Source organism: Natronospira elongata, assembly GCF_034931365.1.
In the GTDB taxonomy this organism is placed as follows: Bacteria; Pseudomonadota; Gammaproteobacteria; order Natronospirales; family Natronospiraceae; genus Natronospira; species Natronospira elongata.
This window is the reverse complement of sequence record NZ_JAYGII010000057.1, coordinates 1-8,610: the sequence shown is the minus strand read 5'-3', so window position 1 is coordinate 8,610 and position 8,610 is coordinate 1. Positions and strand designations below refer to the sequence as shown.

Below are 8,610 nucleotides of genomic sequence, written 5' to 3'. Positions count from 1 at the left end.
TGAATGCCCTGCGGGGTGGCGGCGTGGAAGGCGACTTCCTCCCCACCCTGGCAGCCATGGGGGAAGGCATGAGTGAGCTGCAGAACGGCAGTCTGCGTGGCCTGAGTTATCGCCCTGGCGTGCTTGATATCAATATTCGGGTGTCCGAGGCCTCCGCCCTGGATGCCTTTCGCGATGCCATTGCCGCCAGTGACCGCTATGAGGCCACCATTCAGTCCGCCAACACCCGCGATGATCATGTGGACGGCCGCCTGCAAGTCCGCCTGAGGGGGAATTAAGGATGTTTGATTCATTGCGTGACTGGTTTGAAGGACTTGAACAGCGTGAGCGCTGGATGGTTACAGTGTGCGCCGTCCTGGTGTCAGTCAGCGGGATTTACCTGTTGCTGGTGGAACCCTACCTGGATCATCGTCAGGATCTCATGACGCAAGCCGAGGAACAGCGAGAGCTGCTGGCCTGGATGCAAGGCGCCGCGGCCGAAATCCAGGCCCTGGAGCGTGCCGGACGCCAGACCACGGCCGGCAGTGGACAGAGCCTGTTCGGCATCGTGGACAGCACATCCAAGGAGGCAGAGCTCGGCCGGGCCGTGCGCCAGATCACTCCTGATGGAGATCACTCCGTGCGAGTACGGATGGAGTCGGCACGCTTCGACTACACCCTGAAATGGTTGCAGGCGCTGGAGTCCGAGCACGGTATCGAAGTCACCCGAGTAACCTTTGATCAGACCAATCAGTCCGGTCGCGTCAACGTTGCCCTGACACTGGAACGGGAGGGAGCATGAAGCGAGGCCTACTCTTCTCCCTTGTGGGTATCGGTGCATTCCTGTTCTTTCTGATCGCGAAAACACCGGCGTCATTGATTCCCACCCTGGCCCCGGAGCACGAGCAACTCAGCCTTCAAGCCACCAGCGGGACAATCTGGAACGGTCGTATCGGCCAGATTCAGGCAGGTCCCATGCGCCTTGGGCCGGCTGAATGGAATCTGCGTGCCTCCCGTCTCCTCCTGGGCCGGCTCGATGCCGATATAAACCTTGAGATTGAGCGTGGCAATGTAGACGCCCGCATCGTCATGCGCCCAGGTGGTCGCATTGAGATTCCGGAAGCAACCGGGCTCAGTATTCCCCTGGCCCCCTTTGCGCCCGTATTCAATCAAGCAGCCGACAGCATCCATGGGGAAGCCGGCTTCCAGGCCCGCGATCTGGTCCTTCTGGGCGATACCCTGCAGCAGGGTGAAGTGGACCTGAGAGTCTTCGATCTGGTCCTCAACCTCATGGGGCGTCATGAATTGGGGAACTTCACCGGTCATGCCAATGGTCAGTCCGCTGAATTCGAAGTGAACTTCTCGGACGTCGGTGACGACGGGCCTTTCAGGGTTCAGGGCAATATCGACTATCGGGCGGAAGAAAGGCGTTATGAGCTAGAGGCCAGAATCGGGGCGAGAGAGCATGCGCCGGCGAACCTGGCCGGCGCCCTGCAGTATCTTGGAGAGCAGGATGAGGGCGGCCTCTATCCGGTTCGCTTTGGCGGCCGGGTATTCTGACCCGGATCACATGAAATAGTCATCGGGCCAGTCCTTGGTATTGGCCCCCACTGCCTTGCCGGCGGCAACCCGCTGGCGGTGACGCAATGACATGCGGTTTTCCGGCCACCAGCGTTTCACCGACTCGCGATACTCAGCCGCCAGATTACGCAAGGAATTATAGAGCGAGTCACTGTAGGCTACCTTGACCAACTTGCCGGCATAGCGAATCGAACCGGTCACGGTTCGCACACCCATCACTCGCCGAATGATGCCCATGTGGAGGGTCAGGCGGAAAAGGTCAGAGTCATGGACCTTGCCGGAATAGGGCCGACTGAGCAGTAAAGCGACATGGTAGGACTTGCTGGCACCCTTCCGGAGGAAAACAGCGTGAGGCACCGCCATGAGGTCGTCGGCGCGAAACTGGCGTCCCGTGTTACCCATGATAGACGCGGCAATCAGGCGATGCTGATCGGGATCCAACTCGAAGCGCTCGCAGAGTTCTCGCTTGCGATGCAAGCCACCGCGCTTCAAGCCCCACCAGATACCCCCTACAAGCATTGCCAGTCCCGCTACCATCAAGCCAAGCGTGGCCAGATCGTCCACTCCCAAAACCTGAATGTCGGTAAGCGCGATAAAGTCGTGCAGGGCAATCAGCGCTATCAAGGCGCCGGCAAGTGCCAAGCCGAATAACACCCGTCGCAGGAAATCTGTTTTCACAGTGCGATCATCATCGTTGGCCCCGGCACTGCCGCGACCTTCGACCTGCCCTCGCAAATTACAGTAGCGAACCGGGTTGTCCGCATACATTGCGAGCTGTTTGGCGCCAACATCCCTCGTCGCCACTACTTAAACCCCCCTTGTCACACCCTGAGTCAATGAAAAGTCACTAGATCTCTGGGATTTGACACCCGAAAACAACAACTTATCAGTTCTAGTTAAAGTGGATTTTCTCTACAGAACCACAGCAGGGGGTTCCTGTCAATGCGGAGACGACTCAATGGCGCCCAAGGTATCCAGACAATTGGCGAAAAATCCTCCCAGCTCACCAAAGGTCGCGCCCAATCGATGACCATCCGGGACCAACAGTAGGCGGTGGCCAACCGAGCGATCCAGGCTCTGCTTGGGAGGCACCACATCATCGTCCCAACCGTGAATAATCCAGGTTGGGACGCCATCCGGAATCATGGCCGAGGGGTGCTCAGGCATCTCAAACGCCGGTGCCATCAGGAACAGCCCTACTGGTGGGTGCTGATTCGCCGCTCGACAGGACACCCACCCTCCCATACTTGAGCCAACCAATAATCGGGCACGGGAGTCTTCTTCCAGGAGACGGCAAAGTTGCGCCTCCCGTTCCCGGCCATCCCGGGTGTGAGAGTAGTCAGGACTTTCCACTGTCAAACCACGATTAGTGGCAATATCAGCCAACAGGCGAATTTTGCTGCCCCATGGGCCACTTTCCATCCCATGGGCGAAATAGACGACTTCAATCACTCCACGCTCCCGCTCGCGTCATCGTCCTTTGTGGCTATCACCACCTGGTTCCGGCCACCTCTCTTGGTCTGATAGAGCGCCCGATCCGCCCGGCGAATCATATCCTGCAGACTGTTCTCACCAGACTTGCGTATCGTCATGCCGATACTGACGCTCAAGTCCCCTTCCAGAACATGATCAGAAAAGGCAGTTTGGGTTACCCGCTCCCGGATTCGATTGGCGACTTCCACGGCCTTGTCTCGGGTTGTTTCCGGCAGGACGGCCATGAATTCCTCACCGCCAAACCGCCCGACCAGATCAGAGCGGCGGGTTTCGTCGGTCAACAGCCGTGCAAAGCGCTTGAGGCAGAGATCTCCCTCGTCATGGCCATAACGGTCGTTGATCGTCTTGAAATGATCAATATCAATCATCAACAAAGCCATTCCATGACTGTATCGCTCGGCTCTTGCCAGCTCTTCCAGGGCAAGTGTCTCGATATGGCGACGATTAAATAACCCCGTCAGGCCATCCGTGGTTGCAAGCTCCTCTACCCTCGCGAATAGATTGGCCTTCTCCAGAGCAACCATGGCCTGGGTCCCCACAACAGACAACAACTCTCGCTCCTGATGATTGAAGGCAGGACCTTGTCTCCCCAGGGCCAGGAATCCATACCGGGCACCACTGACCCGCAAAGGCACGAGAACCGCACTGGAGTCGCCAGGCCGTGGATAGGCGAGCATTATCAACTCACCTTCTTCTAGCAGTTCAACCCGGCCACTCTGCTTTGCACGGTCGACAGCCGCACTCAAGCGGGTTGGAAGTTTGCTGAGCGATTTAATCGCTTGCTCATTGCCACGTTCCCCATTCAGGTCGTAATGCTCACCGTTGTCCGTGAACAGGACCATCGCCTCCACGTCAACCAGGTCCACGAGGTTCTCATGCAAGCGGTCCAGTACCCGTTCGGGGTCGACAGATGCCGCGAGCCGGGCGGTTACCCGTTGAAGACGCTCGGACAATTCCCTTCGCTCCCTTTCACGGTCGATCAACCGCTCCCGAGCCAGGCGGCGGAGATAAAGTCGAAATAGAAAAGCGGTAACAAGAAAAGCCAGGATAAAGTATCCGACTATAGCCAGAGGTTGCCACCACGGGGCTGCTTCTACCCGTAACCGCAAGCTTTCGCCCTCCTCGTTCCAGACACCAAGACTGTTGGCCGCCTTTACCTGCAATGTGTAATGCCCAGGCGGGAGATTCGTATAAATGGCTTGATTGAACCGGGCCGCATCACGCCAGTCTTCATCAAAGCCATCAAGGCGATACTGAAAACGGTTCTTTCGGGGGTTGCGAAAGTCCAGGGCGCTAAAATCAACGGTGATGAAATTATCGTAATGAGGAACGGTAATCTGCGTATCCGAACCCAACAAAAGGTCATCTATCAAACGATCGCCAACCTGAACCGCCGTGATCGAAACTGGAGGGGGTGGCGAGCGCATCTCCATTTTCTCAGGCCGAAATACGTTGATCCCGTTCAAGCCACCAAATGCCAGACGTCCATCTTCCAGCTTCGCGACAACGCCGCCATTGAACTCATTGCTTTGCAAGCCATCACTGACATCGAAGCTGATAAACTCTTCACTCAACGGGTCAAGCCGAGTCAGACCCTGGGCGGTGCTTACCCAGACGTAGCCACTGGAATCCAGGGCAACGGCGTAGACGGAATCGCTTGGCATGCCATCGCCCTGGCTGTAACGTCGCCATTCGCCGGCATCCAGGTTCACCCAATAAAGACCGGTCTGAGAGCCCAGCCAGACGCTTCCGTCTTCAGCTTGATCAAAACCAAACACCCCACCATGTCGCAAGGATATATGTTCAGCCTCTCCACTGCGATCATCACCAGCAATGAGATAACGGGGTCGATCCGCAGCCAGGTCATAGAGCAACAGGCCATGTTCCCCCGATATCCACAAATCGCTGTCATTCCTTAGCCAGATTGCATGGATATAGCCAAGGCGAAGTTCTTCTGCATCTAGCAGGACCTCCCAACGTTCGTTGTCGGCAAAACGGGCGGCAATGGATTCTTCCCAGGCAATCAGCAGATTCCCGTAGCTATCGACAGTGATACCTGGTATCGGCACCGCATAGTCCTGACCCAAGGCCTCAGCCACATTGACTGGAGCCAGCTCCATCCCGTCTTCTGCATTGGGGTCATCCTGTCCGTACCAAAGACCGGATAGTGTGGCCACCCAAAGCCCGCCCTTTGAATCAGTTCGAATGCCGCTGATATGGGAGGCTTGAAGAGAGCGGGTTTCTTCATCACTGCGCCCGTGGAAGCGCCTAACCTGGCTCGCCTCTTCGGTGTCGGGCCAGTTCATTACCGCCAGGCCCTCCTGGGTTCCCACCCAGAGCTTGTCGCCCTTGTTCTCTATCGCCCAAACCACCGGATGAGGCAGGCTGTCTTCCTTGATCGGGTGATGCCCGAACTGGCCAAAACGCAAGGCCTGAGGATTGAGCCGCTGTGCCCCATGTGATTCGGTACCAATCCACAGTAGACCACTATGGTCCACCATGGCTGTCATCAGGTTATCTTCGGCAAGTCCTCGTGGCATGGACGGATCTCCCCGGAATTGCATCAAGCTTTCCTGATCCGGGTCGTAGCGCCACAGGCCACTGGAGAAAGTCGCAAACCAAAGATACCCCTCGGGATCCTGGTCAATCGCCCAGATGGCCGTATCCAGGGCGGCTTGGCCCAGTGGATGATCCTCACCGAACTGCTCTACCCTGCCCCCAGAGGAAACTCGGAACACGCTACCGGCTCCGCCAGCCCAGAGATTGCCCTGCCGATCAACGTTGAGAGCGGAAACAAAAAAGCCGCTGGGCACAGAATCCCCGATGGTAGTCTTTTCCCACGGTACAAACTCCATGTCGTCATTCAGGCGCACCAGGCCATCGGCGGTTCCGAATACGATGTCGCCGTGAACATCCTCAGTAACAGCCACAAAGGGCGCGGCAATGGGTCGACGGCCATCCACGATTTCCGCCATAGGGACTTCGGGCGCCAAAACCCGAAACTCATTTTGATCTGCCGCTCGGTACAGAGCGCCGTCCTGGGTGGCGGCCCAGACATCACCGCGATCATTTACGTGAATCGCCCAGATCAGACCGTGCGTGTCGGGCTCCGCGCCCCGAACCCGGATTCTCTCCATGCGGCCACTGGCTTGATCCAGCCGATGAATACCGCCAGCCATGGTACCCACCCAGATGCTGCCATCCGGCCCTTCGGCCAAAGAAATAACGAAATTGTCCGCCAGAGAATCAGGCTCTGCCGGATCATGACGGAACGTCCGAAACTCTTGACCGTCGTAGCGCTGTAGTCCCGCTTCCGTACCTAGCCAGATAAAACCACGACTGTCCTGCAACAGACTGCCGACGGTGTTTTGGCCGAGGCCATCTTCAATGGTGAGACTCTCGAAACGCACGAAGCCCGTGTTGGCGTGAAGAGCCGAAAACCAGACGCAAAACAAACACCCAAGCACAACAAGGAGCGTGAGTTTCAGAACACGCTCGCCGCCAGCGTCTCCAGCAGCTGCTTGCTGCCCAGGAACCTGGCAATCCATATCAGTCGCTAAATTCATCTTTAACTTTCCAGGAAGCCCCCAAGAAGATCCCATGGGCAGCAATTCAACAGGCGGCCTTAACAGGATTGTTCAGGATAATCCCGACCTGAGACCAGCTACCTCCCCCCGCCTCCAATGATAGGGGGCTTGGCCTGCCAATGACAGCTCTCCAGACCTCCCCGTCGCCGCTTGGGCTATTTTGCCCAAATCCAAGCACGGGGATCATTGCCGATGGCGCGGACGGGCCTGGACCTGGGCAATGGCCTGATCAACTGCCGTGGCAACCTGCTGTTCCATCTGGGCGTATTCCTCGTCACTCAAATGGGAGCCAAGATCCACGGTATGGCGGACATAACGGGGTGGGAGCCGGTTCAGGGCCAGGCAGACCACGTCCTCCAGATAGCCCTGCGCCGGTCGATCGCTTCGTCGCTCCATCTGCTTCCAGAGATAATCCTTGACCAATTGCTCGTAGTAATTGCCGATTTCAAACATGCACACCTCCCAGCAAGACATGCTTCGGGCAGATATAAGCTGACATTAGGCCCATTTATCCCAACAATATGACACACTCGTCCCAACTGCCAGCCATGGTGCTGCATTTTCCATGCCGTCGTCATATACTCGCCTCATGATCTGCCCGTTCTCAGGGATGACTCTACGGCCGGGCATTCAACGGCACGGCTTGCAGGGAGCCATGCATGGAAAACGTGTTTATCGCGAGGCAACCCATATTCCGCAAGAATCTCTCGCTGCATGGGTATGAGTTGCTGTTCCGATCAGGCATCACCGAGACCGCTCAGGTAAACGACGGTGACAGTGCCACTTCGGAAGTCATAATGAGCACCTTTACCGTGTTCGGCCTTCAGGACCTGGTGGGAGACTCAACGGCCTTCATCAATCTGACCCGACGCTTCCTTGTGGAATCCGGCCCGCTGCCCCTTCCCTCTGATCGCACCGTCATAGAAATCCTCGAAGACGTTTCCGTTGATGATGAACTCCTTGCCGCGGTCCAGCGCTTGAAGAAGCAGGGATACACCCTCGCACTAGATGACTATAACTATTCCCGGGAGACTGAACCCCTGCTTGAGCTTGTGGATATAGTCAAGCTGGAAATGCCAGTTCTCCTAGGTGATGGTGCAGAGGATTTAATCAAGAAGTTTCGGAGTTATGACCTCACTGTCCTGGCCGAGAAGATCGAGGACCGCCCTCAACTAGAGCACTGTCGCTCTCTGGGCTGTGACCTGTATCAGGGCTTTTTCCTCAGCCGACCCGACATATCCAGCGATACCACTCTGTCCACAGAGCGGCTCGCCATCATTGAGCTTCTCTCCAAGATCCACGATCCGGACGCAGAAATCCCTGAGCTGGAAGCAGTCATAAGCCGAGACCTCTCCTTAAGTTACAAGCTCTTGCGCTACATCAACTCCGCCTATTACCAGCGCAGCTTTGAAATAAGGTCTGTACGGCAAGCCATTATGATGCTCGGCATGAAGGAGCTAAAGCGCTGGGCCTCGATTGTCTCTCTCTGTAATGCAACGGATAAACCAGAGGAACTCGTCAAATTATTGCTCGTTCGCGCAAAAATGGCCGAACTTCTGGCGAATGATTTATCTCCCGAGTTGGCTGACGCATGCTTCATGGCCGGCCTGTTTTCCGGCCTGGATGCTCTGCTGGATCGTCCCATGGAGGAAATTCTTACCCGACTTCCCCTGGCTGAGGATATAAAAAAAGCATTGATCGAGGGCGTCGGCCCAACCGGCGAGATTCTCAATAATGTATTGGCTTATGAAGTGGCGGACCCGAGTGGCCTGCATTTACCCAAGCTCACGGCGGAAGAAGTCCGCCAGCATTATCTGTCGGCTTTGCAATGGCAGCAAAGCCAGAACCAAATGATCTGATCAGAGGCGCCCTAGGCGGCTGAAACGCCATCTCGACCTGCTTTCTTGACCCGATACATTGCCTGGTCCGCGCGACTCACCATTCGCTCAATGCTGTCCGTCCCGGCCAT

Annotated in this window: 8 protein-coding genes; 4 read left to right on the top strand and 4 right to left on the bottom strand. The window is 56.6% G+C overall.

The genetic code is table 11. The features are described 5' to 3' along the window. The 3 genes from VCB98_RS13255 to gspN form a co-directional block, all read left to right on the top strand. Nucleotides 1-278: type II secretion system protein L (locus tag VCB98_RS13255; protein WP_346053331.1), on the top strand; the 278-nt coding region annotated here is incomplete at its 5' end. Nucleotides 279-280: 2 nt separating this feature from the next. Beyond that, the gene (locus tag VCB98_RS13250; RefSeq protein WP_346053329.1) at nt 281-781 is read left to right on the top strand and encodes a type II secretion system protein M; all 501 of its coding nucleotides are present in this window, start codon (nt 281-283) and stop codon (nt 779-781) included. Further along, nucleotides 778-1,539: a type II secretion system protein N gene (gspN, locus tag VCB98_RS13245; RefSeq protein ID WP_346053327.1), complete on the top strand. Its 762-nt coding sequence runs from the start codon at nt 778-780 to the stop codon at nt 1,537-1,539. Before VCB98_RS13250 ends, gspN begins: the two co-directional genes overlap by 4 nt. A gap of 6 nt (nt 1,540-1,545) precedes the next feature. Here gspN and VCB98_RS13240 read toward each other — a convergent pair whose 3' ends face one another. The 4 genes from VCB98_RS13240 to VCB98_RS13225 all read right to left on the bottom strand — a co-directional run bounded on the left by VCB98_RS13240 (nt 1,546) and on the right by VCB98_RS13225 (nt 7,094). Further along, nucleotides 1,546-2,364, bottom strand: a complete 819-nt coding sequence (locus VCB98_RS13240) for a hypothetical protein (RefSeq protein ID WP_346053325.1) — start codon at nt 2,362-2,364, stop codon at nt 1,546-1,548. A gap of 135 nt (nt 2,365-2,499) precedes the next feature. Next, nucleotides 2,500-3,012 carry an alpha/beta fold hydrolase gene (locus VCB98_RS13235; RefSeq protein WP_346053323.1) on the bottom strand — a complete coding sequence of 171 codons (513 nt, stop codon included), beginning with the start codon at nt 3,010-3,012 and terminating at the stop codon, nt 2,500-2,502. Further along, nucleotides 3,009-6,620, bottom strand: coding sequence for a diguanylate cyclase (locus VCB98_RS13230; RefSeq protein ID WP_346053321.1), 3,612 nt, complete (start codon nt 6,618-6,620; stop codon nt 3,009-3,011). The genes VCB98_RS13235 and VCB98_RS13230 overlap by 4 nt, the downstream gene beginning before the upstream one ends. A gap of 204 nt (nt 6,621-6,824) precedes the next feature. Continuing rightward, nucleotides 6,825-7,094, bottom strand: coding sequence for a late competence development ComFB family protein (locus VCB98_RS13225; protein ID WP_346053319.1), 270 nt, complete (start codon nt 7,092-7,094; stop codon nt 6,825-6,827). A gap of 206 nt (nt 7,095-7,300) precedes the next feature. On the opposite strand from VCB98_RS13225, the gene VCB98_RS13220 reads away from it, so the two are divergent. Then, nucleotides 7,301-8,500, top strand: a complete 1,200-nt coding sequence (locus VCB98_RS13220) for an EAL and HDOD domain-containing protein (RefSeq protein ID WP_346053317.1) — start codon at nt 7,301-7,303, stop codon at nt 8,498-8,500. Nucleotides 8,501-8,610 lie beyond the last annotated feature (110 nt).

Coding starts and splice junctions, on each gene's coding strand:
- VCB98_RS13250 (WP_346053329.1), top strand. CDS start 281: ATGTTTGATTCATTGCGTGACTGGTTTGAAGGACTTGAACAGCGTGAG.
- gspN (WP_346053327.1), top strand. CDS start 778: ATGAAGCGAGGCCTACTCTTCTCCCTTGTGGGTATCGGTGCATTCCTG.
- VCB98_RS13230 (WP_346053321.1), bottom strand. CDS start 6,620: ATGAATTTAGCGACTGATATGGATTGCCAGGTTCCTGGGCAGCAAGCA.
- VCB98_RS13225 (WP_346053319.1), bottom strand. CDS start 7,094: ATGTTTGAAATCGGCAATTACTACGAGCAATTGGTCAAGGATTATCTC.
- VCB98_RS13220 (WP_346053317.1), top strand. CDS start 7,301: ATGGAAAACGTGTTTATCGCGAGGCAACCCATATTCCGCAAGAATCTC.